Genomic DNA, 25,819 nt, shown 5'->3' on the forward strand with positions numbered 1-25,819 from the left:
AGTCCCGTGATTTCAGGGACGCGATGGAACCTTAGTTGACCCGCTGAGCCGTTGTCAGGGGGAGAGGAGTGAACGATGAGAATATGGATCCTGTTGGCCCTGGCCATCAGTCAGGGCGCCTGGGCGCTGGCGCCTTGTGAGCGTGGGAGTCCGGTGGGCAGCTGGTGCGAGGTGAACATAGATCAGCTGCACCCGACCCAGGGCGGAGTCGGCCAGATCCAGGTCGACAATACCCAGGCGGAGCTTGCAGGAAAAAGTGCGAAGCAACTCGACAAGTTGATGAAAAAGAAAGAGATCCCCATCGTCATCGCCCCCGATGGCGGCTACTGGCTGGTGGACAGGCATCACCTCACCAAGGCGCTGTGGCAGGCGGGGGTGAAGCAGGCCAGGGTCAAGGTGATCGGCCGCCTGCAGGACAAGTCCAGCTTCTGGAGCCAGATGCAGGGCAATCACTGGGCCTGGCTCAAGGACGAGAAGGGGCTGCCGCTGACCCCTGAGCAGTTGCCCGCCCATATTGGCGAGCTGCCGGATTACCCCTACCGGACCGTGGCGGGCTTGCTGCAGGATGCGGGCTATGTCGACAAGCGGGATCAGGTCTATTTCGTCGAGTTTGCCTGGGCCAGCTGGCTCGGCCAGCAGATGGACTGGTTGCCGGTCGATGGCGCCAATCTGGCGGATCGTCTCTATCAGGCCAAGCGGCTGGCATGCAGCAGCAAGGCGGGGGATCTGCCCGGCTATCCCGGCAAGCAGTGCCGGGTCAATCAGTCGCGCAGTGGCAGCTGAGCAAGCGCCAAACCAGTTACCGGAGCGGGGTGCCAGGCCCCCCGCTCCGGTGTCGTTACTCCTGCTCGGCCGGTTGCCAGCGGGCGGCGGCTTGTTCCAGCAGGGCCACCTCGCCTTGCTGGATCAGCGGCAGCAGGGCCTGTACCTGTTCATCGGGCCAGTCCCACCAGGCGAGCGCCTGTAGCCGGGCAATCTCGTCCGAGCCAAAGCGCTGGCGGATCACCCTGGCTGGCGTGCCTGCCACCATGCAGTAGGCCGGCACGTCCCGCGTCACCAGGCTGCGGGCGGCGATAATGGCGCCATCCCCGATAGTGACGCCCGGCATTATCATGGCGTCCATTCCTATCCAGACATCGTTGCCGATACGGGTATCGCCGGCGGGGCGATAGCTGCGTTTGAGGGCAGCCAGATCGGCAAATGGATAGGTGCTGATGAAGGCCGGGTTGTGGGTGTGGTTGCCCCCCATGATGATCTTCACGCCGGCGGCGATTTGCACGTAATCGCCTATGTGGAGCCTGTCTATGTGCCAGAGCGGCTCCCAGCCGGTCTCCGGGCTGCGGCTAACGCCGTCGCCATAGAGGTAGCGCACGGCTTCCTCCTCGAACAGGCCGTCCCAGGCCCCCGAGTAGTAGCTGTGCCGCCCCTTGAGGCAGATGTTGGGATTGGTCACCGTCAGATGCAGGTATTCGACCTGCGACCAGTGTTGGCAGGGTGTCATGGCTGTGTTCCTCGTTGAATGGACAGGATGAATGGCGCGAGGAGCGCAGCTAATAGATCCAGACCAGCAGGCGGGGCACGCACAGGGTCGAGCAGCCCAGATCCTGGGGTAAACGGGGTCGCAACATGAAGACGGTGTCCTGACGGTGGAGGCCAGATGATGGACCTGGATGGTAAGGCATGAGGAGGGCTATGCCAACCCGGCGAGGCTTTTCTGGTTAAAACCTGCACAAAACATCGGGTTGATATTCATTCTCGACTGGGCATGATAAGTATCCCACCCATAGACTCGGGAGATCGTCATGACGAATCATGTCTGGCAGCGCTACATGCTGGAGGCCGAAAACGCATTGGGGGCCGGGGCGCTCGGCACCGCCATCTGCCTCTATCAGCAGGCCCTTGCCGAAGTGTACGAACTGGCCGATGAAGATCTGGACGAACTGGCCAGCATGCGGGTGGCCACCTGCCATCGGCTTGCCGACTTCTGGCGCGCCATGGAAGAGCCCGCTTATGAGCTGCGCTACCTCAAGCTCGCCTCCGAGCTGGTGACTGCGCTGGTGCCCCAGTGCCCGAACCTGGGGTGTGAAGCCCTCATCAGTGAGCTGGGTTGCTGCCGGGCGGCGCTCATCTCCTTCCTCAAGCGTCACCCCAATCCCGAGATCGCCAGACTGATCCAGCTGCAGGACAAGGTGCAGGGCTGCGAGCTGATCGGCCGTTTTCGCCTCAACTGAGGATCAGCCTCTGGGCTTGAGCCTGTGCGCGATCCGCTGCTGCGCCTCTTCCCCCTGTAGGGCGAGGGAGAAGGCGCGCGCCTCCAGATCGATGACGAAGTGCACCGCCTGTTTGAGCTCCTGCTTGAGCAGGGCCTTGCTCTTCTGTAGCGCCTTTGGCGGTTTGGCCGCCAGTTTCAAACCCTGCTCACGGGCCAGTGCCAGCAACGCATCGGCGGCCACCACCCGGTTGGCGAGGCCCAGACGCAGCGCTTCACCGGCATCTATGGCCTCGGCCAGCAGCAACAACTCCGCCGCCTTAAGATGGCCCACGGCGCGGGGCAAGAGCAGGCTGGAGGCAAACTCCGGCACCAGTCCCAGCTCGACGAACGGCAGTTGCAGCCGGGCGTTGTCCGCCAGATAGACAAGATCGCAGTGCAGCAGCAGTGTGGTGCCTATGCCGACGGCGGGGCCAGCGACCGCGGCTATGACGGGTTTGGGAAAATCCGCCAGGGTGTGCAGGAACTGCAAAATGGGGTCGTCCGCCTCCAGCGTGTTCTTGCCCATAAAGTCGGCCAGATCATTGCCGGCGGTGAAGCAATCGCTTTGACCCTGTATCAGCAACACATGCACGGCGTCATCTTGTGTCGCTTGGCGTAGTGCTGCGGTGAGGGCGAGATACATCTCGGTATTGAGGGCGTTGCGCTTGTCGGGGCGATTGAGAGTCAGGGTGAGCAAACCATACTGCTGCTCGGCAACGATAATGGGGTCCATGTCTAAATCCTTGTTATCACAGGCTGTCAAAAGCTTACCGCTGCGGTAATCTTCACGGCGTTTAACAACATCATAAAAGGATTTCAACCATGTTTAAACGTGCGTTTTATTCCCTGCTGGCCCTGGGTCTGGCGGCGCCTGCTCTGGCCAAGGTCGAGGCCGTCGATGGCTATGTGCGCCTGCTGCCACCCGGCTCTCCCAATACAGCCGCCTTTCTGGTGCTCAAAAATGACGCAGACACGCCGGTGAAGCTGGTCGCCGCCGCCTCGCCCGAGGTGGGTCGGGCCGAGCTGCACACCCATCTGCACGAGAACGGGGTCATGAAGATGCGCCAGGTCGAGAGCATAGAAGTGCCGGCAAAAGGGGAAGTGGCGCTCAAACCCGGCAGTTTCCACATCATGCTGTTCGAGGTGCGCGAGCTGTCCCAGGGCTCGCCCTTCCCGCTGACCCTGACCATGGATGACGGTCAGACGCTGAAATTGAGCCTGCCAGTGAAGCCAATTGAACCCATGGCAGGCATGCAGCACTGACATTAATGGACGCTTGTTCAGTTTTTTACACTGTGTATTCCCGTCGCACTGGGTAAAATGATGGCCTTTCCAGTCCATAAGAGAGTGACATGATGAAGAAGACCTTGATTGCCGGTTGTGTGCTGGCCCTGTTCAGCCAGGCTGCCATGGCTGCTGATGACTGGCGTATCGCTGCCGGTACCGATGTATGGAACGCGCAGGGCAGCGGCCAGATCAACGGTGTCGGGGCCAACGGCAGCTATGACGAGAACTACAACTGGAGCGGCTACCTGCAACTGGAGCACGGCATCATTCTGCTGCCCAACGCCAAGTTCGAGATGTCCGATTTCGGTACCAGCGGCGGCGCCCTCAACAACGATCTGATGGCCTACGACCTGAGCCTCTACTATCGCCTGTTCAACAACGACCTGTTCCAGATCGACCTGGGTCTGACCGGTCGTCGTTACGATGGCGATTTCAACACCCAGCACTACTCCTATGACAAGGATGTGCTGATGGCTTACACGGGTGCTGAAGTGCGCATCCCGGGTACCGGCTTTGCCGCCTTCGGCGATGCCCGCGTGCAGGATGCCGACAACTATGACTACCGTCTGGGTGGCTCCTACAAGTTCGCTTCCGTCCCCCTCAAGGTGCGTGCCGGCTGGCGTGATGCGAGCATGGACTTCGACCGCGTTGATCAGCGGGTTGATGGCTGGTTCATCGGCGGCGAATTCACTTTCTAATCTGACCGTCAGCTGACGACGAGGAGCGGTAATGGGCCACATCATAGTGACGGGGGCGGGATCCGGTCTGGGTCGCGCCCTGACCATAGGTCTGGTTGAACGCGGCCATCGGGTATCCATGATGGGGCGTCGTTATCAGAAGTTGCAGGAACAAGAAGATCTGCTCGGCAAGGCGGTGATCGGCATAGCCGCCGATCTGGCGCACCACGAGGAAGTGGACGTGGCGTTTGCCGCCGCGGTGGAGTGGGGCGGCTTGCCCGAGCTGGTGCTGCACTGCGCCGGCGTGGGTGAGTTCGGCCCGGTCGGTGTCTACACCGCCGAGCAGATCCGCCGGGTGGTAGAGAGCAACCTCATCTCCACCATTCTGGTGGCCCAGCAGACGGTGCGCCTCATCGGCGAAAAAGGCGGCGTGCTGGCCAACGTGCTCTCCTCCGCCGCTCAGGTGGGCAAGGCCAACGAGACCCTCTACTGCGCCTCCAAGTGGGGCATGCGGGGCTTTCTGGAGTCTTTGCGCGCCGAGCTCAAGAGCTCGCCCCTGCGGCTGGTCAACCTCTATCCGAGCGGGATCCGCAGCGAATTCTGGGACAACTCGGATCACGTGGACCCGAGTGGCTTCATGACCCCGGAAGATGCGGCGGCCTACATGCTGGATGCGCTGGAGGCCAGAAGCAGCTGCCACGTGACCGATCTCTTTATCGGTCGCAATGGTTGAGGCAGAGCCCCGCCATCCGCTTCCTCTCGTCAGGTACAGCAGAAACAAAAAGCGCGCCATCAGGCGCGCTTTTTTATGTTGGCAAGGGGGCTGAATTAACGACCCAGCTTGGCCTTGAGCATGGCAACGATCTCGCCGATCGCCACTTCCTGCTTCTCGCCGGAGCGGCGGCACTTGTACTCCACCACGCCGTTGTCCAGACCGCGGTCGCCGATGATGATGGCGTGGGGAACCCCCAGCAGCTCCATGTCGGCGAACATCACGCCCGGGCGCTCCTTGCGGTCATCGAACAGCACGTCCACACCGGCGGCCTTCAGCTCGGCGTAGAACTGCTGTGCCTGCTCGGCCACGCGCTCGGATTTGTGCATGTTCATCGGCACTATGGCCACTTCGAACGGGGCTATGGCGTCCGGCCAGATGATGCCGTACTGGTCGTTGTTCTGCTCGATGGCGGCGGCCACCAGACGGGAGACCCCGATGCCGTAGCAACCCATCTCCATGGTGACGGACTTGCCGCCCTCGTTCAGCACGCTCGCCTTCATGGCTTCGGAGTACTTGGTGCCGAGCTGGAAGATGTGGCCCACCTCGATGCCGCGCTTGAGCAGCAGTTTGCCCTGGCCGCAGGGGCTGGGGTCGCCTTCCACCACGTTGCGAAGGTCGGCCACTTCATAGGAGGCGATATCGCGATCCCAGTTGGCACCTGTCAGATGGAAGCCGGTCTCGTTGGCGCCACAGACGAAGTCTGCCAGATGAGCGGCGCTGCGATCGGCGATGATGCGACCGGCAAAGCCGACCGGGCCTATGGAGCCGGCATCACAACCGGCGGCAGCCTTGATCTGCTCCTCGTTGGCGAAGGTCAGCGGGTTGGCGACACCCGGCAGTTTCTCGGCCTTGATCTCGTTCAGCTCGTGGTCGCCACGCAGCACCAGGGCCACGACGGCCTGGTTGCCGTGCTCGTCCGCCTCGGCCAGCACCAGCAGGGTCTTGGCGATGGCGGTCGGCGCCACGCTCAGGAAGGCGGCCACTTCGTCTATGGTGTGAACGGCCGGGGTGGCGACCTTGGTCAGAGCCTTGGTCGCGGCGGCGCGCTCACCGGCCGGTGCCAGCGCTTCGGCCATTTCTATGTTGGCGGCGTAGTCGGAGGTGTCGGAGAAGGCGATCAGGTCTTCACCGCTCTCGGCCAGCACCTGGAATTCGTGGGAGCCGGTACCGCCGATGGAGCCGGTATCGGCCTGTACCGGACGGAAATTCAGCCCCATGCGGGTGAAGGCGGCGCAGTAGGCGGCGTGCATCCGCTCGTAGGTCTCGATCAGCGAGGTCTTGTCGATGTGGAAGGAGTAGGCGTCCTTCATCAGGAACTCGCGACCACGCATCACCCCGAAACGGGGGCGCACTTCATCGCGGAACTTGGTCTGGATCTGATAGAGGTTCAGCGGCAGCTGTTTGTAGCTGTTCACCTCGTAACGGATCAGCGAGGTGATCACCTCTTCGTGGGTCGGGCCCAGCACGAAGGGACGGTTGTGACGGTCGGTCAGGCGGCACAGCTCGGGACCGTAGTCATCCCAGCGGCCGGACTCCTGCCACAGCTCGGCGGGCTGCACCACCGGCATGGAGACTTCGATGGCACCAGCATTGTTCATCTCTTCGCGAACAATGTTCTCGATCTTTTTCAGGACCCGCAGGCCGGACGGCAGCCAGGCATACATGCCGGAGGCCAGTTTGCGGATCATGCCGGCGCGCAGCATCAGCTGATGGCTGACGACTTCGGCGTCGGACGGGGTTTCCTTGAGAGTGGAAAGCAGATATTGGCTGGTACGCATCGCTCGTGACCTTAGATAAGACGGGCCGCGGGGCCCTGGATAAATTCAAGAGCGGAATTTTAACAGGGAGGGCCCTGCGGCCCAAGGGCTAAATTTAGCGCAGCGGGAGAAAGCGGGGGCCGGGCCCCCGCCCGTGTCAGACCCGAAATTGCGACAGCAGTCGTTGTTGCAGCAGGCTGGCTTGATGGAGGGAGGAGGCGAGTTGCAGGCACTCCTGCGCCTCCTGCTCACCTGTCTGGGCCTGCAGGCTGATGCCGGAGACCTTGTCCGAGGTGTGGCTCAGGGTGTGGGAGAGCTGGCCTGTGGCATCCGCCACCTGCTGCACCATGTCGGCCAGATGGTCGATGGCTTCTTCCACCTTGAACAGGATCTGTTTGGTGTTGTCGGAATCCTGCATGCCCGACTCCACGGTTTTCAGGTTGCGCTGCATCATCAGATAGGCTTTCTCGGTCTGCTGCTGAATGTTGTTGATCACCTCGGTTATTTCGGCGCTGGAGGAGGCGGTACGGTTGGCCAGGGTACGCACCTCGTCGGCCACCACGGCAAAGCCCCGGCCCATCTCGCCGGCCCGGGCTGCCTCGATGGCGGCGTTGAGCGCCAGCAGGTTGGTCTGCTCCGAGATGCTGCTGATGGTGGAGATGATCTGGCCAATCTGGCTCGCCTGCTCCTTGAGGGCGTTGATGGCGTTGGCGCACTCGCCCACCTCCACCACGACCCGCTGCATGCCGTTGCTGGCGGAGGTCACGTACTGGCTGCTTTCTGCGGTGAGCTGGCGTACCTCGTTGGCGTTTTGCGCCGCCAGGCTGCAGTTGTCAGAGATGGAGGTGGCGACCTGCACCATCTGCTCGCTGTCGTGGTGCAGTGCCTGGGCATGCTCGGCGGTCTGGCGACTGCTCTGGCTGATGGCCTCGACCCGGTTGACCGAGGTGTGGACGTGGTCGCTGATGTGCTGGTTGTTGTCCATGGTGGAGCTGATCATCTTCTGCAGCTTCTCGATGAAGCGATCCACGCTGCCCGCCAGCGAGCCTATCTCATCGTCCCGCTTGAGATTGATCCGCGCGTTGAGATCGCCCTCACCGGCGGCTATGTCCTGCATGCGCTGATTGACCTGCAGCAGGGGCCTGACTATGGTGCGAACCAGCCAGAAACCGCAGAGCGCGACGATCAGCAGGCTCAGCACCAGACCACCCAGGATCAGGTTTTTGGTATGACCGATGATGGTATTGAGCTGGTTTACCTGATCCTCGACCGTGGCATCCCCCTTGGCCTCGACTTCGACCAGTACCTGCTTGAGCTGTTCGGCACTGCTCTCGTATCGCGCCAGCTGGCTCTGGTAATCGCTCAGGGCTGCAATCCACTGGCTCATCAGCCGCTGATCGTCGGCCTGCAGGGCCCTGTATTGCGTCGCCAGCGACTGGCCGGCGAACTCCCCCTCACCCGGGATATCGAACAGCCCCGTGGCCAGCATGCCGTCGACCGCCTCCTGATAGAAGCGGGTCGCCTCCTTCAACTCGGCCTGGATGGCGGGGGTCGGGCCCTCGCTCTGCATCTTCTCCAGCGCATAGAGTTGGCGCAGGAAGCCGATGTTGGCTTCCATGCCGCCGTCGGCCGCTTGCCAGCGGGTGGCGAGGCCGCCATTCCAGCTGATGGCCTGATCCGGCGACTGGGTGAGGCTCTCGACAGCGCCATCGCCGACCACTTCCAGCTGGATGGAGAGGCGGGACATGCGTTCCGAACTGGCGCGCAGCGCCTGATCGACGCCGGTATAGGTGCGATAGAGCGCCAGCAGCTTGTCCTGCTGTTGCTGATAATCCTGCTGGCGCTGGTTCATGGTGCTGATCGCCGTCTCGTCGATGAGCCTGCCTTCACCCACCCGGCGCAGGGCATCTGTGGTGGCCGCGCTGGCCCGTTGCAGCTCGGGCTCGTCGAGGGGCATGCCTCTGAGCATTTTCTGGATATAGAGCGACTGGTTGCCCAGCTCTATGGATCCCTCCATGGCGCCATCGGCGGTCTGCCAGGCGGCCCCCAGTACATAGGAGAGCAGATCGGCCAGCCGCTGGCTGCCATACCAGCCGATGGCCCCCATGCCCAGCGTGCAGCCGAGCAGGATCGTCAGTCCCAGATTCGATGTAGTGACAATTTTCATGATGCAGGACCTTCCTTGGTTCCGAACAAACCCAATTCAGTGTTCTCTCAATGGCAAACATTCGCCATTCCCGGTGGAAAATAAAGTTACTGCTCAGATCCGATCCAAGCATGGCTCCGAAAGCGCCAGAATGCCGAGAATCCTCTGCCGTACTCCGCCGCCCTATGCTGGATACTTATCCAGTTATTCTTTATGCTATGACCCAATTTACAGATAGATGGTTTGGCGAGGAGAGAGCCGTGATTGGTCGCTTGAGAGGCGTAGTCATTGAGAAACAACCCCCCGAGGTGCTGCTGGAAGTCGGGGGCGTGGGCTATGAGGTACAGATGCCCATGAGCTGCTTCTATGATCTGCCCGAGATCGGCAAGGAAGCGACCATTCACATCCACTTCGTGGTGCGTGAGGATGCCCAGCTGCTGTATGGATTCAACCACAAGCAGGAGCGGGCGCTGTTTCGCGAGCTGATCAAGACCAACGGCGTCGGCCCCAAGCTGGCGCTGGCCATCCTCTCCGGCATGACGGCCACCCAGTTCGTGCTGAGTGTCGAGCGCGAGGAGATAAGCTCCCTGGTCAAATTGCCTGGCGTGGGCAAGAAGACAGCCGAGCGGCTGGTGGTGGAGATGAAGGACAGGCTCAAGGGCTGGGTCAGCCACGATCTCTTCTCGCCGGCCGAGATCAGCCTGCCGGCCAAGGAGAGCCGGCTGCGAGCGCCCGATGCGAGCGAAGAGGCGGCCAGCGCGCTGGTGGCTCTGGGCTACAAGCCGCAGCAGGCCAGCCAGATCGTCAGCAAGATAGCCATCGATGGTATGTCGGTGGAAGATATCATCCGTGAATCCCTGCGTAGTCTGGTGTGAGGTAGGCAATGATTGAAGCGGACCGTCTCATCTCCGCCACTGGCGTGCGTGAGGATGAGATCATCGATCGGGCCATACGGCCAAAGATGCTGGCCGATTACACAGGTCAGGATCCCGTCTGCGAGCAGATGGAGATCTTCATCGAGGCGGCACGCCAGCGTGGCGAGGCACTCGATCACCTGCTGATCTTCGGCCCGCCGGGTCTGGGCAAGACCACGCTCGCGAACATAGTGGCCAACGAGATGGGGGTCAACATCAAGACCACCTCGGGCCCTGTGCTGGAAAAGGCCGGCGATCTGGCGGCGCTGCTCACCAACCTCGAACCCAATGATGTGCTGTTTATCGACGAGATCCACCGGCTGAGCCCTGTGGTGGAGGAGGTGCTCTATCCGGCGATGGAGGATTACCAGCTCGACATCATGATAGGGGAGGGCCCTGCCGCCCGATCCATCAAGCTCGATTTGCCTCCCTTTACCCTGATAGGCGCCACTACCCGGGCCGGCTCCCTGACCAGCCCGCTGCGGGATCGTTTCGGCATAGTGCAGCGGCTGGAGTTCTACAACGTCAAGGATCTGACCGACATCGTCTCCCGCAGCGCCCGTTGCCTGGGGCTGGAGATGACCAGTGACGGCGCCCTGGAATTGGCCCGTCGTTCCCGCGGTACCCCGCGGATTGCCAACCGTCTGTTGCGTCGCGTGCGCGACTTTGCCCAGGTCAAGTCTGATGGCCGGATAGACGGACCCATAGCGGCCCGAGCCATGGACATGCTGGACGTAGACAATGAAGGTTTCGACTTCATGGACCGCAAGCTATTGTTGGCTGTGATAGACAAGTTTCTGGGGGGCCCTGTGGGTCTCGATAACCTGGCGGCTGCCATAGGTGAAGAGAAAGACACTATCGAGGATGTGCTGGAGCCCTATCTGATCCAGCAGGGCTATCTGCAACGTACACCCAGAGGGCGGATGGCGACACCGAGAGCGTATGCGCATTTTGGCTTGCAACGGCCAGATGAAAGGTGAAAACAGCTGTTTGAACAAAAAACCGCCATCAAGGGCGGTTTTTTATTATCCGGGCAAAAAAAAGCCCACGGCGGATGCGGTGGGCAAAGACAATTCAGGATGGATGTTCACAGACAGTGAGTGCGTCTGGACACAGACCGGAAAAAAAACAGAGGAGCCGTCGCGAGGCCTCAGAGTCGGTTCATTTGATAGAGCTGAACGAACGAAAGCTTGTAGTAACGGATGGTTTTAGCAACAAACTTTTTCATCTTAAATTCCAATAGACAGGTTCGAAATGTTCATCGAATACGTACCGGGAACCCAGATTGACCGGCCTGTATCCAAGGGTATGCCCTCACTGCGAGGCGCATTGTAGGAGCTCTGTCGGACTCGGACAAACAAGAAAAATTACCTATATCAGATTAGATTAACTAATCATTTGTCTGGGTTGTCGAATTAGCATGAACATGCGCTTTTACTGGTTTTTAATTGGAGTTGCCGGCGGACAGCCAAGGGCGGGAAAACATTATGAAAATCCGCTTGAACATTGTTTTTTAACAGAAGTGTCACTTATTGGTGGTGATATTAAATTTGATTTAAATCAATGATTTGCGATTTAGTGTTTTTTGTGACGCAGCTCTCCAAATTAAATGGAACGCGCCGTGAAAATGCCTTTGAAAGGCATGTATTGATGATGGTTTTACATTGATTTCAATCAAATAAAGGTGATATAAAACATCGGTCATTATGGGCGGGAATAAAGCAAGTCTGATTGTTTTGTAATTGTTAAACATTAGCTTTTTTTGTTCCTGTGTATTGCCTTGTTGTTAATGCTGGTAGCAGTCGAATCCGGTCGCCAGTGCAAACTGGAGCGTGACCGATAATTCGGGGACTTCCAACGGAAGCTTTGTCCTTAAAACTTAAAATAGCCGTGCCAATAATCGGTGAGGAAACATCATGATTGCTGAGCATGTGGTAGACCTATCGCGGTTCCAATTCGCTGCGACGGCCCTTTATCACTTCCTGTTTGTACCCCTGACGCTCGGAATGGCCTTCATTCTGGCGATCATGGAATCTGTCTATGTGATGACCAACAACCCTGTCTACCGGGACATGACCAAGTTCTGGGGCAAGTTGTTTGGTATCAACTTCGCCCTCGGGGTTACCACAGGGCTGACCATGGAGTTTCAGTTCGGTACCAACTGGGCCTATTACTCCCACTATGTAGGCGATATCTTCGGGGCCCCGCTGGCCATCGAAGGCTTGATGGCCTTCTTCCTGGAATCCACCTTCGTCGGCATGTTCTTCTTTGGCTGGGATCGCCTGACAAAGCGTCAACATCTGGCTTCGACCTGGTTGATGGCGCTGGGGACCAACCTCTCCGCCCTCTGGATCCTGGTCGCCAACGGCTGGATGCAGAACCCGGTCGGTGCCGAGTTCAACTTTGAGTCCATGCGGATGGAGATGGTGAGCTTCGCCGAACTGGTGTTCAACCCGGTTGCCCAGGTCAAGTTCGTCCACACGGTCGCGGCCGGCTATACCACGGGCGCCATGTTCGTGCTGGGCATCTCCTCCTATTACCTGCTGAAGAATCGTGATGTGGCCTTCGCCCGTCGCTCCTTCGCCATCGCAGCGGCCTTCGGTATGGCCTCCATCCTCTCCGTGCTGATCCTCGGTGACGAGTCCGGCTACGAGACGGGTGAAGTGCAGAAGGTGAAACTGGCGGCCATCGAGGCCGAGTGGAACACAGAACCGGCTCCGGCATCCTTTACCCTGTTCGGTATCCCGAACCAGGAAGAGATGCGCACCGATTACGCCATCAAGATCCCGTACGCGCTCGGCATCATCGCCACCCGTTCCCTGGATGGCCAGGTGACCGGCCTCAAGGATCTGAAGAGCGAGCATGAGCTGCGCGTGCGCAACGGCATGACCGCCTATGACCTGCTGACCAAGCTGCAATCCGGCGACAAGTCCGACGATACCCGTGCCCGCTTCGATGAAGTGAAGCAGGATCTGGGCTACGGTCTGCTGCTCAAGCGCTACACCAACAACGTGACCGACGCGACCGACGAACAGATCAAGGCCGCCGTGGATGACTCCATCCCGCAGGTTGCACCGCTGTTCTTCGCCTTCCGCATCATGGTTGCCTGCGGCATGCTGATGCTGCTGCTGATCGGCCTGGCCTTCTATGACAGCACTCGCCACAAGATCGGTGAGCGCAAATGGCTGCTCAAGGCGCTGCTGTGGGGTATCCCGCTGCCCTGGATCGCCATCGAGTGTGGCTGGTTCGTCGCGGAATATGGCCGTCAGCCCTGGACCATAGCCGAAGTGCTGCCGACCTCGGTCTCTGCATCCAACGTGCCTGCGTCCGAGATCTGGTTCTCCCTGATCGGGATCTGCCTGTTCTACACGGTGCTGCTCATCATAGAGATGTACCTGATGTTCAAGTATGCGCGTCTGGGCCCAAGCAGCCTGAAGACGGGCAAGTACCACTTCGAACAGAGCAAGGCATAAGGAGAGTAACCCATGTTTGATTACGAAATGTTGCGTCTGGTCTGGTGGGTGCTGGTCGGTGTCTTGCTGATCGGTTTCGCCATCACCGACGGTTTCGATATGGGGGTGGGCGCACTGCTCCCCTTCGTCGGCAAGAAGGATGTGGAGCGTCGGGTGATGCTCAACACCATGGGCCCGCACTGGGAAGGCAACCAGGTATGGCTGGTCACGGCGGGCGGAGCCCTGTTCGCGGCCTGGCCCATAGTGTATGCGGCAGCCTTCTCCGGCTTCTACATCGCCATGATCCTGACCCTGATGGCGCTGTTCTTCCGTCCGGTCGGCTTCAAGTACCGTTCCTTGCGTGAAGACGCCAAGTGGCGTACCAACTGGGATTGGGCCCTGTTCATCGGCAGTGCCGTTCCCCCCGTCATCTTCGGGGTCGCCTTTGGCAACCTGCTGCAGGGTGTACCGTTCAGCTTCAACCAGTTCCTGATGCTGACCTATCACGGCAACTTCTTCGGCCTGCTCAATCCGTTCGGTCTGCTGGCCGGTCTGGTGAGCCTGTTCATGATTGTGACCCAGGGCGCTACCTGGCTGATGATGAAGACCGAGGGTGAGGTGCTGGCTCGTTCCCGTACCGCCGCCATGATCTTCTCCCTGCTGACGCTGGTCACCTTCGCGCTGGCCGGTGTCTGGGTCAGTGGCATGGACGGTTATGTGGTGGTCAGCGGTGCCGCGACCGATGCCGTGACCAACCCCCTGCACAAGGAAGTCGTGGTGCAGGCCGGTGCCTGGATGCAGAACTACAGCCTCTATAGCTGGATGATGATCGCTCCCGCGCTGGGTCTGGCGATGTGCGTGCTGACGGCGGCGGCTGCCAAGATTGGCAAGGGCTGGCTGGCATTCCTCTGCTCCTCCCTGGCCATTGCGGGCATCATCTTGACGGCGGGCTTCTCCATGTTCCCCTTCATCATGCCGTCCAGCCTGGAGCCATCGCAGAGTCTGACCATGTGGGATGCCACCGCCTCCTTCAACACCCTCAAGGTGATGACAGTGGTCGCGGCCATCTTTGTCCCGACTGTGCTGGGTTACACCATCTGGACCTACATCAAGATGTTTGGCCGGGTGAGCAACAAGCACATCGAAGACAACCAACAATCGCTCTACTAAGAAGGTGCCCTGATATGTGGTATTTCACCTGGATCCTGGGTCTGCTGCTGGCTTGTGCGTTTGGCATCATCAATGCGCTCTGGCTGGAACACACCGAGAACATGGATCGCAAGATCGATGAAAACAAGTGATCGACTCGCCCGGTTGGCGGCTCCTCTGGAGCGCCAACCCTGGCAGGGGTTGATACTGGTAGCGGCGGCCCTGTTGGCCGTCGCTATTTTGCAGGCCCCCAATCTGGTGGCCGCCAACACCAGTGAGCACGGCCTCTGGCTCGCGCCCTGGCTGATGTGGGCGGTCTGTTGTGGCGTGATGCACGGGCTGGGATTCCATCCCCGCAGCCTCATCGGTCGCGTACTGTTTTGCCCCTGGCTCGCCTGGCCCAGTTTGTTATATGGACTCTGGTTGACTCAAGGCTATTTCCTTTCATAAAAAACGGGGGGAGGCAGGATTTCCCTGCCTCCCCCTGCTTCTTTCCTATTCAGCCCTGCGCTATGATAGCCCCCCATCTGACTGTCGAATGGATCACAGATTGTTATGGGGGAAGTCTCTGAGTTTCCGGTGCGTGTCTACTACGAAGACACGGACGCCGGGGGCATCGTCTACAACGCCAATTATCTCAAGTTTATGGAACGTGCTCGCACCGAGTTTCTGCGCGCTGGTGGCATCGAACAGGATGTCCTGCTGCGTGACGGACACGCGTTTGTGGTGAGTCGAACAGAGATCGATTTCCGCTCGGCGGCCCGTTTTAATGAGCTTTTGACTGTGTTAACGCAAGTGACTGAAGTGAAACGCGCCTCCATGCGCTTCTCACAACGGATACTGGCGGCTGATGGACGACTGATCACCCAGGCCATGGTACAGATAGCCTGTGTCAGTCATCCGCATATGAAACCTGTTGCAATACCTGAAAATGTGAAGGGAGTGCTGTTAAGTGCACGCTGAAATTTCGTTTATTGGCCTGTTTTGGCAAGCCAGCCTGTTGGTAAAACTGGTCATGATGACCCTGATGGGTATGTCGGTCGTCTCCTGGGCGCTGATCATACAGCGCTCCAAGGTCATCAAGGCGGCCAATATCGCATCGGAGCAGTTTGAGGACAGATTCTGGTCCGGGGTCGATCTGAACCGTCTCTATCAGGAGTCCTCTTCCCGCCGCGATGACATCGAAGGCATGGAAGACATCTTCTATTCCGGCTTCAAGGAGTATGCCCGCCTGCTCAAGGCCGGCGCTCGTGGCCAGGATGCGGTGATGGACGGTACCTATCGTGCCATGCGGGTATCGCTTTCCCGCGCGGTGGACGAGCTGGAATCCAACCTGCCAGTGCTGGCGACCGTCGGCTCCATCAGCCCCTATATCGGTCTGTTTGGTACCGTATGGGGCATCATGAACGCCTTTATCGCCCTGGGTCAGGTGCAGCAGGCCACCCTGCAGATGGTGGCACCGGGTATCGCGGAGGCGCTGATCGCCACCGCCATGGGCCTGTTCGCGGCCATTCCCGCGGTTATTTTCTACAACCGGTTTACCAACAAGGTAGAGAAGCTGGAGAACGCCTACGCCAACTTCATGGACGAGTTTACCACCATACTGAACCGTCAGATTGCACAGCAGCAGGGTGATCAGTAATGCAAACCTATCAGCGGATCCGGCGCAAGAAGGTGTGCGAGATCAACGTGGTTCCCTATATCGACGTCATGCTGGTGCTGCTTATCATCTTCATGGCGGTGACGCCCGTGATCACGCAAGGGGTCAAGGTTGACCTGCCGCAGGCGGAATCCGAGCAGTTGCCGGAAGATGCCAAGCCCCCCTTCATCGTCAGCGTCAACACCGAAGGCGAGTACGTCATCAAGGCCGGTGAGGCCGATGATGAGCCGGTGCCGAGCGGCACGCCCGAGGCGATGCAGCAATACATCACCGAGAAAGCCATGGGCTATCTGGCCATCAACCAGAACGCTCCCGTGGTGGTGGCCGGTGACAAGTCCGTGCGCTACGAAGAGGTGATCCTGCTGATGGTGGCCCTCAAGAATGCGGGCGTGCCTCAGGTTGGCCTGATGACAGATCCGGTGAACTGACGGAGATGGACGTGAAGCGTGGTATTTCCGGTTATCTCATCGCGTCGCTGCTGCTGCACCTGATCATCGGCATCATTTTGCTGGTCGGGGTCGACTTCAGCAAACCGAAGCGGCCCGAGTCGAAGGGGCAGATCGTCAATGCCGTCATGCTCGACGAGAACTTCCTCAATGAGCAGGCCAAGCAGATCCAGCAGCAGAAATCTCAGCCCAAGCCTCAGAAGGTAGAGAAAGAGAAGGACAAGGAAGACACGGATATCGCCAAGCGTGAGCTGGCCCAGCAGCAGGAGCGGCTGCGCATCGCCGAAACCAAGCGCAAGGAAGCCGAAGAGGCGACCCGCAAGGCAGAGGCCGAGAAGCAGAAGAAGGTAGCCGAGCAGAAGCAGGCGGAAGAGAAGGCCCAGAAAGCCGAGCAAGCCCGCAAGCTGGAAGAGCAGAAAACCAAGCAGGCGGAATCTGAGCGCAAAGCGGCAGAGGCCGAGAGCAAGGCGCTGGCGCTGAAGAAGAAAAAGGAACAGGAAGAGAAGAAAGAGGCCGAACAGAAGCAGGCCAAGGCGGAGGCGGCCAAGAAAGCGGAAGCCGACAAGAAGGCCAAGCAGGAGGCTGAGAAGAAAGCCAAGGCCGAGGCGGACAAGAAAGCCAAGGCAGAGGCCGAGAAACAGGCCAAGGCTGAAGCGGACAAGAAAGCCAAGGAGGCCAAGGAAGAGGCTGCCAAGAAGGCAAAAGCTGACGCAGAGAAGAAGGCCAAGGCCGAGGCTGACAAGAAAGCCAAGATAGCGGCGGAGCGCAAGCGCAAGGCGGCCGAGGAGGCCAAGCTGCAAAAAGAGATGGAAGACATGATGCAGCAGCAGCTGTCGGCTGAGGCCAATGCCCGCAGTCAGGCCGCATCGGCGCAGGCGCAGGGCGAGGTCGATAAATATGCCGCCTTGATCAAGGCCACGGTCGAGCGCTACATGATTTTGGATCCCACCATGCGGGGCAAAACATGTACTATCGGCGTACGTCTTGCCAGCACAGGCTTTGTCATATCGGTAGATAACGGCCAGGGTGACCCGGCGGTATGCCGTTCCGGCAAAGCGGCGGTATTGAAGGCCAATCAACTGCCAGTGCCGAAGGATCCTGCGGCATTCGAGATGTTGAAGGAGTTCAACCTCAAGTTAGAACCTAGCATCTAAGCATGATAAAACGGGGTCAGGCAGCGTCTTGCTGAGAAAGGAATTTAACCTCTCATTTTTATTGGAACCGAGTATTTAAGCCATGATCAGAAAAGTATTTTTTGCTTTGGTTGGCTGTTTGTTGCTGGGCCAGAGTGCCCAGGCGGCCTTGGACATCGTCATCACCGGCGGTATTGACAGCGCACGTCCCATCGCCGTCGCCCCCTTCAAGTGGGAAGGGAACGGGCAACTGCCGCAGGACATCGCGGAAGTGGTCTCCAACGATCTGATGCGCAGTGGCAAGTTCAAACCGCTGGCCCGTGGCCAGATGCCACAGACCCCGAGCTCCAGTGGCGAGATCAACTTCGCGCCCTGGGCGTCCCAAGGGGTTGAGGCCGTGGTGGTGGGTTCCATTTCGGCTGTTGGCGACGGCACTTACAAGATCAACTTCGAGCTGGTCGACGTGCTGAAGGGCCAGCTGGCCAAGACCCAGGGCGGCGAGAGCAATGGTTACATCCTGGATAGCCGCATGGCGACCATTCCGGGTGCCCAGATGCGCCAGTTTGCCCACCGCATCTCCGACATCGTCTATGAGCGTCTGACCGGCGAGCGTGGCGCCTTCCTGACCCGTCTGGCCTACGTCTCAGTGCAACAGGGGACCCAGTTCCCGTACCAGCTGCGGATCGCCGACTACGACGGTTACAACGAGAAGACCCTGCTGCGCTCCCGCGAGCCGCTGATGTCTCCGGCCTGGTCGCCGGATGGCAGCAAGCTGGCCTACGTGAGCTTCGAGAACCAGAAGTCCGAAATCTATGTGCAGGACATCTACACCCAGCAGCGCAGCCTGATCTCCAGTTTCCGTGGTATCAACGGGGCGCCTGAGTGGTCTCCGGATGGTCGTCGCTTGGCTATCGTGCTCTCCAAAGATGGTTCACCGAACCTCTATGTGATTGATGTTGCAAGCAAGCAGCTGACCAGGGTCACCACCAGCCGTGTGATCGACACAGAACCCTCCTGGATGCCGGACGGGCAAAGTTTGTTGTTCACCTCTGAACGTGGTGGCAAACCCCAGATTTATAGCGTAAATTTGGCGACTGGTATGACTCACCGGATGACGTGGGAAGGTGAATCCAACCAGGGTGCATCCATTACTCCTGATGGCAAAATCATGGTGATGGTGACCCGTGTCCAGGGACAATACCGTATTGCCCGTCAGGACATGGAAAACAATGCCCTGTTGGTCCTTACCCAGAGTGCTCTGGATGAGTCGCCAAGTGTGGCTCCCAATGGCAGCATGATCATTTATGCCACCATCTATCAAGGTCGCAAGAGTCTGGCGTTGGTATCGACCGATGGTCGCTTCAAGGCTGTGCTTCCGACCAGTAGCGGTGAAATTCGTGCACCAGCTTGGTCGCCCTTCTTGAATTGATAAAAATTCGATTGTTTTTTGTTTTGTTATAAAGGTTTAAGGAAATAGCATGCAACTCAATAAACTGCTCAAGGGTTTGGCCATCGCACTGCCACTGTTCACCCTGGCCGCTTGTAGCTCCTCTTCTGATTCCGATGCCGCTGGCGCCGAGTCAGGCATGACCGACGGCATGGGCGGTGTACAAACTGGTGGCGCAAACGGCATGTTGTCCCCGGAAGAGCAGATGCGTCAGAAGTTCGAAGCACTGCAACGCGACAACGTGATCTACTTCCCGTTTGATGGTTATGACATTCAGGGTCAGTACGCTGATCTGCTGGATGCACACGCCAGCTACCTGCGTGAGCGTCCGTCCGTCAAGGTGTTGATCGAAGGCCACGCCGATGAGCGCGGTACTCCGGAATACAACATCGCGCTGGGCGAGCGTCGTGCCAAGGCTGTAGCCAAGTATCTGCAAACCCTGGGTGTGCAGGCCGAGCAGCTTTCCATCGTCAGCTATGGCGAAGAGAAGCCGCTGGACATGTCTCATACCGAGGATGCCTTTGCCAAAAACCGCCGTGCGGTTCTGGTTTACTAAGGTTTGATCCGAATGAAGTTCGTGTATATGCAAACGGCCATTTCGATGGCCGTTTTATTTACACTGAAGCTACCGGTTTGATCTGAATGAAATGTGTGTATAAACAAGCGACTATTGCGATGGCCGTTTTATATACACAGAGGCTACCGATTTGATCCGAATGAAATTTGTGTATAAGCAAGCGACTATTGCGATGGCCGTTTTATTTGCACTAAACGCTAAGGTTTGATCCGAATGAAATCTGTGTACAAGCAAGCAACTCTTGTGATGTCAGTGTTAGTTGCACTGAGCGCTCAGGCGGCTGCGCCCGTGAGCGATCTCAGTGGCGGTGGTGGCGTGGCCCTCAGCGGCAACAATGGCGCCATCATGCCCACAGGCAGCCTGGAAGACAGGGTCGCCTTGCTGGAGCGTACCCTGAATGCCCGTCTGCGCCTGCAGGCCGAGTTGCAGCAACAGGTGGATTCCCTGCAAGGGGAGGTCTCCGAACTGCGCGGCCAGCTGGAACAGCAAACCTACCAGATGGAGCAGTCGCAAGAGCGTCAGCGCCAGCTCTACCAGGAGCTCGACAAGGTGGCCAACAGCCAGCCTGCCGCAGCCCCCGCCACACCGGCGGCCGGTGCGAGTGCAGCCCCGGCTGCTGCGGCCAACTACTCCGCCAATCTGGATGAGAATCAGGCCTACGACGCTGCCGTGAACATGGTGCTCAAGGACAAGAACTACGACAAGGCCATTCCCGCCTTCGAAGGGTTCATCAAGCAGTACCCAAGCTCGGGCTATGTGCCGAATGCCCACTACTGGCTCGGCCAGCTGCTGTTCAACAAGGGTGACAGAACCGGTGCCGCGGCCCAGTTCTCTACCGTGGCGAACAAGTTCAGCAAGTCTCCCAAGCGGGCCGATGCCCTGCTGAAACTGGGCATGCTGGCACAGCTCGATGGCAAGAAAGCGGAAGCCAAGACCTTCTATGAACAGGTGATCAAGGGCTATCCCAACACCTCGCCGGCCCAGTTGGCCAAGCAGAGTCTGAGCAAGTTGTAGCATTGCCGTATGTCACTGTTTTCGTAACAGTCTTGTAAATACGGCCCCGCTTTGTATGCGCAGTGAACAATCAGATTGAATTTAAGAATTTTCTATTGCGCCGGGATGATAAATCCGTAATATAGGCCGCCGTCAGAGCCGGTGCAGTATTGCATCCGGTCCTGGTCGTGGTGAGGGTCGTTAGCTCAGTCGGTAGAGCAGTTGACTTTTAATCAATTGGTCGCTGGTTCGAATCCAGCACGACCCACCATTTCTCCACCAGGTGGAGACAGAATTCCCAGGTCGTTTAGCTCAGCTGGGAGAGCACCTCCCTTACAAGGAGGGGGTCACTGGTTCGATCCCAGTAACGACCACCAGTTTTGTGAGTAGAGTTGAAACTGTTTGCCGAAGGCGAACAGTGCCAGGCAGAAGGTGGGGGTCGTTAGCTCAGTTGGTAGAGCAGTTGACTCTTAATCAATTGGTCGCTGGTTCGAACCCAGCACGACCCACCAATCTGGCAACAAGATTTCCCAGGTCGTTTAGCTCAGCTGGGAGAGCACCTCCCTTACAAGGAGGGGGTCACTGGTTCGATCCCAGTAACGACCCCCAGTTTGTAAAAATGATTTAGATGGGTCGTTAGCTCAGTCGGTAGAGCAGTTGACTTTTAATCAATTGGTCGCTGGTTCGAATCCAGCACGACCCACCATCATTTCAAGAATCCCAGGTCGTTTAGCTCAGCTGGGAGAGCACCTCCCTTACAAGGAGGGGGTCACTGGTTCGATCCCAGTAACGACCACCAGATCGAAAAGCCCGCAACGATGCGGGCTTTTTTTATGGTTGTTTCTCATCAGGTTCTCAACCGATCCAGCTGGGTTGCCAGGGCGCCCGAGGCCAGCTCCAGCTCCTCGCTCAGGCGATGGCTGGCACTGGCCTCCTGTCCCAGGGTGGTGGCGGCATCACCGATGCGCATCAGGTTCTGGTTGATGGTATCGCTGACGGCACTCTGCTGCTCGGCCGCCGTGGCGACCTGGCTGATGTGATCGTGGATCTGCTGGATCTGGGCGACCACCCGGTTGAGTGCCTCGAAGGCCTGCTCCGTACCCTCGACTGTACTGGCCGAGCGGGTGATGCCTGTGCTCATCAATTGCTGGCTGCTGCTCACCTCGGTTTGCAGGCTGCCGATGAGCTGGCCTATCTCGTCGGTGGACTCGCGGGTCTTGGTGGCGAGTGCCCGTACTTCGTCTGCCACCACCGCAAAGCCTCGTCCCATGTCTCCCGCCCGCGCCGCCTCTATGGCTGCATTGAGTGCCAGCAGGTTGGTCTGCTCGGCGATGGCCCTGATCACATCCAGGATGCGGCTGATATTGGTGCTGCGCTGGGCCACCTGGGCCACCGCCTTGTCGGCCTGGTGCATGTCCTCGACCAGGGTATGGATCTCGGTGCGAGCGCGGCTCAGGGTCTGCTGGGCCGTGTTGATGTGATGGGTGGCGGCCTCCGACTCCTGGGCCGCCTGCTCCGCATAACCCGCCACACTGACCGCAGTGGTGCTCATCTGATGCATGGCGCTGACCACGCTCTCCAGCTCTATGCTCTGTTCATCCAGGCTGGTGCGCATGGTATCGGCCGTCTGCTTCATCCCCTGTGCCTGCTGGCGCACTTGCTGTCCAATCTGCTTGCTGCCCTGCACCATGCCGCGCAGCTTGCCAAGAAAGGCGTTGAGCTGGCCGGCCAGTTCGATCAGCTCCTGATGAGTGTCTACCTGCATCTGCTGGGTCAGGTCCCCCTCGTTGCTGGAGAGGTGGGCGACGTGGCGGCTGATGAGCGAGAGCGGGGCCGTGATGGTCTGGATAAACCAGATGAGCAGCCCTAGCGCCAGCAGGGTGATGATGGTGACGGCAATCAGCTGTTGCTGCTGGGCGGCTTGCAGCAGGTCGCCCAGCTGGTTGCTGATGGTGTTGGCCTGGCTCAGTGCCAGCGCCTTGGGCACCTTGATCATCAGCCACCACTGGGTATCGGCCGCCTCGATCCGCACCGGTTGCTGCAAGATGAAATCGGTGTCGGTATCCCGCGTTTGTCCGGTTGGCGCGGTCAGCCCTGCCTCCGTCAACGGGCGACCCAGCTTGTCGGCGTAACGGTTGCTGCCGACGATGAGTCCCAGCTTGCTGACCAGGGTCACGTCGGCCTGGTTGTCATACAGGCTTTTGCCCAGGCTTTCTGCCAGCTGCTGGAAGATGGGCAGATTCATATCGACACCCGTGATCCCGACGAACTTGCCCTCCTTGAGGATGGGAACCGTCAGGCTGGTCATCAACACCTTGTTGCCCGGGCTGATTTCGTAGAGGTAGGGTTCCATCAGGCAGGGGCGGCGGGTATCGCGACCACACAGGTACCACTCGCTGTTGCGAATGCCGAATTCATTGACCGAGGTATCGTATTTGGCGTCACTGGCCGCGGCATCCACCTGCTGTTGCGACACTTTCCCGCTCTGATCGCGAACGAAGTAGATCTCCAGGCTGCCCTTGCTGGGGACTGAGTGGGATGCGCCGGACGGCCAGGCAGCATCCTGGCCATCGTAGCTATTGGGCTCAAACTGGGCATAGATGGAGCTGATGCCGCTCGCCTGCTGCAAGCGGCTGCCCAGCAGGGTCTCTACCTGGGGGCGGGAGAGGATGCGATCCGGCTGGGCCATGCTGCCCTCAAGCTGGGCGGCTATTCCCAGCGGCACCTGATAGGACTGCTGCAGCAAGGCGGCTATCTGCACCGCGTAGCGCTCGGCCTGGAACTGCAGGGTACGGGAAACCTCCTGTTCCAGTGCCTGGCGGGTCTGGCTCATGATGTTGCTGCGCAGGGATTGCAGGGAGGAGGACTGTATCAGCGTCATGGCGATGCCGCTGAACAGGAAGAGTCCCATGGTGAGCAGCAGCAGCTTGGTTTTGAGCGAGCGTTGTTTCATTCGACAACTCCTTTTGGCAAGAATGACAACGAATTACTTGAGTATATTCGGACACTTGCGTACCACCCGATTTGTTGATGGGTTTGTGGCCAGCTTCTGGTTATAATTTTTGCCTTTCCGAGCCTTGATGGAACAGTCGCAATGAGCAATGCACTGAGCAATATCCCTCCGGTGGTCGAGATGGACTACCCGTTCCCGGTCAAACCGGCCCCGCTGACCGCCGAGCAGAAAACGACCCTGATCGCAGACATCAAGGCACTGCTTGAAGCGCGTCAGGCCGTGCTGGTTGCCCACTACTACACGGATCCCGAGATCCAGGCGCTGGCCGAGGCCACCGGTGGTTTCGTCGGTGACTCCCTCGAGATGGCCCGTTTCGGTCGGGATCATGCCGCCCAGACCCTGATAGTGGCCGGGGTGCGCTTCATGGGGGAGACCTCCAAGATCCTGAGCCCTCACAAACGGGTGCTGATGCCGACCCTAGAGGCCGAGTGTTCCCTCGATCTGGGCTGCCCCATCGAGAAATTCTCGGCCTTCTGCGATGCCCACCCCGACCACATAGTGGTGGTCTACGCCAATACCTCGGCGGCGGTGAAGGCGCGGGCCGACTGGGTGGTGACCTCCAGCATCGCGCTTGAGATAGTCGAGCACCTCGACAGCCAGGGTCACAAGATCATCTGGGGTCCGGACAGGCACCTGGGTGCCTATATCGAGAAGAAGACGGGAGCCCAGATGCTGCGCTGGCAGGGCCACTGCATCGTCCATGACGAGTTCAAGGCCCGTGCCCTGCGCGAACTCAAGGAGCAGAACCCGGATGCGGCCGTGCTGGTGCACCCGGAATCTCCGGCTTCCGTCATCGAACTGGCCGATGCGGTGGGTTCCACCAGTCAGCTGATCAAGGCGGCCAAAGAGCTGCCCCAGCAGAAGCTGATAGTGGCGACCGATCGCGGCATCTTCTACAAGATGCAGCAGGCTTGTCCGGACAAGGAGATGGTCGAGGCACCGACCGGTGGCGATGGCGCCACCTGCCGCAGCTGCGCCCACTGTCCCTGGATGGCGATGAACGGCCTGGTGGCGATCAAGGAGGCGTTGACCGATGGCGCCGAGCGTCACGAGATCCTGGTGGATGAAGCCCTGCGGGTGAAGGCGCTGATCCCGCTGGATCGCATGCTGGACTTTGCCGCCGAGCTCAGGCTCAAGACCCAGGGCAATGCCTGATCTATCGGGGCATGAGATGTGAAGAGGGCACCCGTTGGGTGCCCTCTTTCGTTATGGGTGCCGTGCAGATCAGAGGATCACGGTAGAGAGGCTGTGCTCTTCATCCGGCGCTATGACGATACCAGCCTCGGCCGTGATGGCCGCTTCAACGCAGAGCATGGTGCGGTAGCCGTCGTCGCTCATGTCGGCCATGGCGGTGGCGCCTTCCAGCCAGGGGGTCCAGACCACGATACTGTCGTGGTTGCCGCTGACCACCTGAGTGGTGCGATCGCCATCCTGAACCCGGATCATGGCCTCGGGTTGGTGGTAGACCCGATCAATGGCCGCTGTGAGCGCCAGAGCGCCCTGCTGCTGCGCATCCTGGCCGGTCAGCTTGTCGGCGTAAGGCTCGCCCAGCCCGGTCACGCTGACGGCTTCCGGGGCGCTAATCTGCAGATAAGTGTGCAGGGCGGCGCTATAGGCGATGGGGGCCTTGCCAGTGTTGCGGGTGGTCAGTACCAGCGAGAGCTCCTTGCCGACCAGGACGTCCAGTTCCAGCTCGAAGGGGTGAGGCCAGAGGGTGCGGGTCGCCTCGTTGTCACGCAGAGACAGATGGACGAGCGTGCCATCGCCATGATCGGAGACGCCGTCCAGGGTCCAGAGGCTGGTGCGGGCGAAGCCGTGGGACGGTTTGCCGCTGCCGACACGGGCGGGGGCCGGGCCGAACCAGGGCCAGCAGACGGGAATGCCGCCGCGGATGGGCTTGCTGCCATCCAGCACGGCCTTGTCGCTGAGCCAGATCGAGGCGGGTTCGCCGTGGCGCTGGTAGCGCAGCACGTGGGCGCCAAACAGGCTGATCTCCGCCTTGGCATCGCCATTGTCGATGGAGAGCAGGGGCTGGCCAGCCGCATTGTGGCTGAGGGTACAGTGGGCAGTCAGAGAGCGTGTCGGTTGCATGAGGACTCCTGTGCTCGCGCACATTCAGAAGAGAGGGTCGGAAAATCCACG

Annotated in this window: 26 protein-coding genes and 6 tRNA genes; 26 read left to right on the top strand and 6 right to left on the bottom strand. The window is 59.4% G+C overall.

What is annotated here, in order from left to right:
- Positions 1-75: 75 nt before the first annotated feature.
- Positions 76-783, top strand: coding sequence for a ParB-like protein (locus ACM3N8_RS15040; protein ID WP_241326604.1), 708 nt, complete (start codon positions 76-78; stop codon positions 781-783).
- A 55-nt stretch (positions 784-838) separates the two neighbouring features.
- On the opposite strand, the gene ACM3N8_RS15045 is transcribed toward ACM3N8_RS15040, so the two are convergent.
- Positions 839-1,501: a CatB-related O-acetyltransferase gene (locus tag ACM3N8_RS15045; RefSeq protein ID WP_416016274.1), complete on the bottom strand. Its 663-nt coding sequence runs from the start codon at positions 1,499-1,501 to the stop codon at positions 839-841.
- A gap of 301 nt (positions 1,502-1,802) precedes the next feature.
- On the opposite strand from ACM3N8_RS15045, the gene ACM3N8_RS15050 reads away from it, so the two are divergent.
- A complete protein-coding gene (locus tag ACM3N8_RS15050; protein WP_241326602.1) occupies positions 1,803-2,231 on the top strand; it encodes a DUF2753 family protein in 429 nt (142 codons plus the stop codon).
- A 3-nt stretch (positions 2,232-2,234) separates the two neighbouring features.
- Here the strand turns inward: ACM3N8_RS15050 and ACM3N8_RS15055 are convergent, their stop codons facing one another.
- Entirely contained in the window at positions 2,235-2,984 is a 750-nt protein-coding gene (locus ACM3N8_RS15055; protein WP_290018606.1) for an enoyl-CoA hydratase-related protein, read from the bottom strand.
- A gap of 89 nt (positions 2,985-3,073) precedes the next feature.
- Between ACM3N8_RS15055 and ACM3N8_RS15060 the strand changes: the two genes are divergently transcribed.
- The 3 genes from ACM3N8_RS15060 to ACM3N8_RS15070 all read left to right on the top strand — a co-directional run bounded on the left by ACM3N8_RS15060 (position 3,074) and on the right by ACM3N8_RS15070 (position 4,948).
- Positions 3,074-3,514 (top strand): copper chaperone PCu(A)C, encoded by a 441-nt coding sequence (locus ACM3N8_RS15060; protein WP_098982317.1) that lies wholly within the window; start codon positions 3,074-3,076, stop codon positions 3,512-3,514.
- Between the two features lie 92 nt (positions 3,515-3,606).
- Positions 3,607-4,236 carry a TIGR04219 family outer membrane beta-barrel protein gene (locus ACM3N8_RS15065; protein WP_042865656.1) on the top strand — a complete coding sequence of 210 codons (630 nt, stop codon included), beginning with the start codon at positions 3,607-3,609 and terminating at the stop codon, positions 4,234-4,236.
- Positions 4,237-4,267: 31 nt separating this feature from the next.
- Complete coding sequence (locus ACM3N8_RS15070; protein ID WP_241326599.1) at positions 4,268-4,948, top strand: SDR family oxidoreductase; 681 nt, start codon at positions 4,268-4,270, stop codon at positions 4,946-4,948.
- A gap of 95 nt (positions 4,949-5,043) precedes the next feature.
- On the opposite strand, the gene ACM3N8_RS15075 is transcribed toward ACM3N8_RS15070, so the two are convergent.
- Together ACM3N8_RS15075 and ACM3N8_RS15080 are read right to left on the bottom strand one after the other, a co-directional pair.
- On the bottom strand, positions 5,044-6,768 hold the full coding sequence (locus tag ACM3N8_RS15075; protein ID WP_416016275.1) for a proline--tRNA ligase: 1,725 nt from the start codon (positions 6,766-6,768) through the stop codon (positions 5,044-5,046).
- A 136-nt stretch (positions 6,769-6,904) separates the two neighbouring features.
- On the bottom strand, positions 6,905-8,914 hold the full coding sequence (locus ACM3N8_RS15080; protein ID WP_416016276.1) for a methyl-accepting chemotaxis protein: 2,010 nt from the start codon (positions 8,912-8,914) through the stop codon (positions 6,905-6,907).
- Between the two features lie 239 nt (positions 8,915-9,153).
- Between ACM3N8_RS15080 and ruvA the strand changes: the two genes are divergently transcribed.
- The 20 genes from ruvA (at position 9,154) to ACM3N8_RS15180 (ending at position 21,463) form a co-directional block, all read left to right on the top strand.
- Entirely contained in the window at positions 9,154-9,768 is a 615-nt protein-coding gene (ruvA, locus tag ACM3N8_RS15085; RefSeq protein WP_043142349.1) for a Holliday junction branch migration protein RuvA, read from the top strand.
- 8 nt (positions 9,769-9,776) lie between these two features.
- The gene (gene ruvB, locus ACM3N8_RS15090; RefSeq protein WP_042865606.1) at positions 9,777-10,787 is read left to right on the top strand and encodes a Holliday junction branch migration DNA helicase RuvB; all 1,011 of its coding nucleotides are present in this window, start codon (positions 9,777-9,779) and stop codon (positions 10,785-10,787) included.
- A 440-nt stretch (positions 10,788-11,227) separates the two neighbouring features.
- Complete coding sequence (locus ACM3N8_RS15095) at positions 11,228-11,374, top strand: hypothetical protein (protein WP_416016277.1); 147 nt, start codon at positions 11,228-11,230, stop codon at positions 11,372-11,374.
- Positions 11,375-11,723: 349 nt separating this feature from the next.
- Positions 11,724-13,280 carry a cytochrome ubiquinol oxidase subunit I gene (gene cydA, locus ACM3N8_RS15100; RefSeq protein WP_042865605.1) on the top strand — a complete coding sequence of 519 codons (1,557 nt, stop codon included), beginning with the start codon at positions 11,724-11,726 and terminating at the stop codon, positions 13,278-13,280.
- Between the two features lie 12 nt (positions 13,281-13,292).
- Positions 13,293-14,429 (top strand): cytochrome d ubiquinol oxidase subunit II, encoded by a 1,137-nt coding sequence (gene cydB, locus ACM3N8_RS15105; protein ID WP_098982327.1) that lies wholly within the window; start codon positions 13,293-13,295, stop codon positions 14,427-14,429.
- A gap of 14 nt (positions 14,430-14,443) precedes the next feature.
- Positions 14,444-14,560: a cytochrome bd-I oxidase subunit CydX gene (gene cydX / locus ACM3N8_RS15110; RefSeq protein WP_043142346.1), complete on the top strand. Its 117-nt coding sequence runs from the start codon at positions 14,444-14,446 to the stop codon at positions 14,558-14,560.
- Positions 14,547-14,858 carry a cyd operon YbgE family protein gene (locus tag ACM3N8_RS15115; RefSeq protein ID WP_043554536.1) on the top strand — a complete coding sequence of 104 codons (312 nt, stop codon included), beginning with the start codon at positions 14,547-14,549 and terminating at the stop codon, positions 14,856-14,858. Before cydX ends, ACM3N8_RS15115 begins: the two co-directional genes overlap by 14 nt.
- Positions 14,859-14,963: 105 nt before the next feature.
- Positions 14,964-15,371, top strand: coding sequence for a tol-pal system-associated acyl-CoA thioesterase (ybgC, locus tag ACM3N8_RS15120; protein ID WP_043554537.1), 408 nt, complete (start codon positions 14,964-14,966; stop codon positions 15,369-15,371).
- A gap of 1 nt (position 15,372) precedes the next feature.
- Complete coding sequence (tolQ, locus tag ACM3N8_RS15125; protein WP_216640196.1) at positions 15,373-16,050, top strand: protein TolQ; 678 nt, start codon at positions 15,373-15,375, stop codon at positions 16,048-16,050.
- The gene (gene tolR, locus ACM3N8_RS15130; RefSeq protein WP_042036135.1) at positions 16,050-16,496 is read left to right on the top strand and encodes a protein TolR; all 447 of its coding nucleotides are present in this window, start codon (positions 16,050-16,052) and stop codon (positions 16,494-16,496) included. The genes tolQ and tolR overlap by 1 nt, the downstream gene beginning before the upstream one ends.
- Positions 16,497-16,501: 5 nt before the next feature.
- Positions 16,502-17,668, top strand: coding sequence for a cell envelope integrity protein TolA (gene tolA / locus ACM3N8_RS15135; RefSeq protein ID WP_043554540.1), 1,167 nt, complete (start codon positions 16,502-16,504; stop codon positions 17,666-17,668).
- An 82-nt stretch (positions 17,669-17,750) separates the two neighbouring features.
- Entirely contained in the window at positions 17,751-19,076 is a 1,326-nt protein-coding gene (tolB, locus tag ACM3N8_RS15140) for a Tol-Pal system beta propeller repeat protein TolB (RefSeq protein WP_042865600.1), read from the top strand.
- A gap of 49 nt (positions 19,077-19,125) precedes the next feature.
- The gene (gene pal / locus ACM3N8_RS15145) at positions 19,126-19,650 is read left to right on the top strand and encodes a peptidoglycan-associated lipoprotein Pal (protein WP_005304908.1); all 525 of its coding nucleotides are present in this window, start codon (positions 19,126-19,128) and stop codon (positions 19,648-19,650) included.
- Between the two features lie 234 nt (positions 19,651-19,884).
- Positions 19,885-20,685 (top strand): tol-pal system protein YbgF, encoded by an 801-nt coding sequence (gene ybgF / locus ACM3N8_RS15150; protein ID WP_043142335.1) that lies wholly within the window; start codon positions 19,885-19,887, stop codon positions 20,683-20,685.
- A gap of 174 nt (positions 20,686-20,859) precedes the next feature.
- Positions 20,860-20,935, top strand: a tRNA-Lys gene (locus tag ACM3N8_RS15155).
- Between the two features lie 30 nt (positions 20,936-20,965).
- Positions 20,966-21,041, top strand: a tRNA-Val gene (locus tag ACM3N8_RS15160).
- Positions 21,042-21,100: 59 nt separating this feature from the next.
- A tRNA-Lys gene (locus ACM3N8_RS15165) sits at positions 21,101-21,176 on the top strand.
- 21 nt (positions 21,177-21,197) lie between these two features.
- A tRNA-Val gene (locus tag ACM3N8_RS15170) sits at positions 21,198-21,273 on the top strand.
- Positions 21,274-21,294: 21 nt separating this feature from the next.
- Positions 21,295-21,370 (top strand) — tRNA-Lys (locus tag ACM3N8_RS15175).
- 17 nt (positions 21,371-21,387) lie between these two features.
- Positions 21,388-21,463, top strand: a tRNA-Val gene (locus ACM3N8_RS15180).
- Positions 21,464-21,511: 48 nt separating this feature from the next.
- Here ACM3N8_RS15180 and ACM3N8_RS15185 read toward each other — a convergent pair.
- Entirely contained in the window at positions 21,512-23,617 is a 2,106-nt protein-coding gene (locus tag ACM3N8_RS15185) for a methyl-accepting chemotaxis protein (RefSeq protein ID WP_290019414.1), read from the bottom strand.
- Between the two features lie 141 nt (positions 23,618-23,758).
- Between ACM3N8_RS15185 and nadA the strand changes: the two genes are divergently transcribed.
- Positions 23,759-24,832 (top strand): quinolinate synthase NadA, encoded by a 1,074-nt coding sequence (nadA, locus tag ACM3N8_RS15190; protein ID WP_290019415.1) that lies wholly within the window; start codon positions 23,759-23,761, stop codon positions 24,830-24,832.
- Positions 24,833-24,901: 69 nt separating this feature from the next.
- Here the strand turns inward: nadA and ACM3N8_RS15195 are convergent, their stop codons facing one another.
- Positions 24,902-25,768: a D-hexose-6-phosphate mutarotase gene (locus tag ACM3N8_RS15195; protein ID WP_416016278.1), complete on the bottom strand. Its 867-nt coding sequence runs from the start codon at positions 25,766-25,768 to the stop codon at positions 24,902-24,904.
- Positions 25,769-25,819 lie beyond the last annotated feature (51 nt).

Origin of the sequence: Aeromonas sp. A04, assembly GCF_047780465.1 — a bacterium.
Classification (GTDB): Bacteria; Pseudomonadota; Gammaproteobacteria; order Enterobacterales; family Aeromonadaceae; genus Aeromonas; species Aeromonas bestiarum.